The 1,412-nt window shown below is 48.5% G+C and carries 3 protein-coding genes; all 3 read right to left on the bottom strand.

Translation table 11 applies throughout. The features are described from left to right. On the bottom strand, positions 1-521 hold a 521-nt coding region (locus tag H8730_RS17290; protein ID WP_249290295.1), incomplete at its 3' end, for a hypothetical protein. A gap of 85 nt (positions 522-606) precedes the next feature. Continuing rightward, positions 607-993, bottom strand: a complete 387-nt coding sequence (locus H8730_RS17295; protein WP_249290296.1) for a hypothetical protein — start codon at positions 991-993, stop codon at positions 607-609. 161 nt (positions 994-1,154) lie between these two features. Further along, on the bottom strand, positions 1,155-1,412 hold a 258-nt coding region (locus tag H8730_RS17300), incomplete at its 5' end, for a DUF3502 domain-containing protein (protein ID WP_249290297.1).

Here is a 1,412-nt window from a genome sequence, read left to right on the forward strand (position 1 = left end):
TATCCCGTCACACCATATATGGAATCCCCGATGGTCACCGCATACCAGTTATCCGCGGGAAGGGACTCATACAAGCGCCTCCCTTCCTCTGAGGCCAGATACTCGTCCAGACATAACAATGCGTCCTCCCCGGTCAACTCTACATAGCCTGTACCCGACCGGCCGGTAAAAAGTAGATCGGCGCTCTTGACATGTGCTTTCACCACGGTTTCGTATGCGGACGTGTCCGAGTCTGGCAGCCCTTGGAACTCAATGTAATAGGGCGCACCTTCCCCGTCAAGATACTCGTTGATGGCATTGACCGTTTTCTCTCCATGCTTATATCCCTCCGGGACTAGATACACTAGCTTTGTCTTGTCTGAATAATCCGGGCTTGGCTGACTGCTTTCTGCTCCCGTTGGGTTCAAAGATCCCGATCCCTGTGAACCGCATTCGCCGGAAGAACAGGAGACGCACAGGAGCAAAGTCTCGAATAAAGCCGCTAGGATAACAGCCCATTTACTTTTTGGCACTATAAGCATTGGAATTCCTCCTCTGAGCATTCTATGCAAAGGTGTCGCATCTCCATAGTCTTAGACCATCTTACGACGAATTATAAATGATGCTTTACTTCCACTCGACCGACTCATGAAATCCTAAATCGGGAACCGAAGCTGTCGCATTGGCTTGTATGACTTGATACCCCCCTGGCACATCAAAGTGTTTCGAAACAAGACCAATCCCCGTGCCGCCGTATTGATAATTTGTCTTTACTATCTCGGGCTTCAACATATCTGCGTATTTCGTTATAAAAGACTCCAATTGGATCACACCCGATGAGCCGTTTTTATAACACGAAACAGAAGAAGAATTACATATATTTACAGTAAGAGATAATGTAACCGTAGTTGACCCGTATGTTCTCGTAACTGAACTTGGCAAAGCGGCAACTGTGCTCGTACTAACCGCCACCATGAGCAAAACCAACGAAATTACCTTCACAACCTTTTTCATCATAATCCCCCTTTGTCTTTTTATGCGACACCTTCGCTATATCGTATCACTCCGCTTGGTTGAGCAGAATGTAACGATCAAACTCCCCCTTCGAATACTCAGACTTCTTCATCTATGCCCGTCCCGTCGTGCTGTCCCCACAGGTACAGGGTATCCCTCTCTCATGATCCATTTCCCGTCTTAAATGCAGCGAACTGCCGGTTGGCCTCCTCTATGACTTCCTGCGCCCCTGCCTCCAGCAGCTCTTGGCGGCACTCGGCAAGATAGGTGTCGAAATCCTGGTCCGTGCTGGGCAGTCCGGCGAGGAATCTAGCAAAGATCGGATCGCATTCTTCGATCTCTTGGGTTACCGGCTCTACATCAAAGTAGAAACCTGTAAAGCTGGACTTTTTCAGGCTGTTATGGAACTCAAAATATCG

It is taken from the genome of Bianquea renquensis, assembly GCF_014384895.1.
Lineage (GTDB): Bacteria > Bacillota > Clostridia > Lachnospirales > Bianqueaceae > Bianquea > Bianquea renquensis.

Excerpts from the sequence above, each read along its gene's own strand:
- H8730_RS17295 (WP_249290296.1), bottom strand. The coding sequence starts at position 993 with ATGAAAAAGGTTGTGAAGGTAATTTCGTTGGTTTTGCTCATGGTGGCG.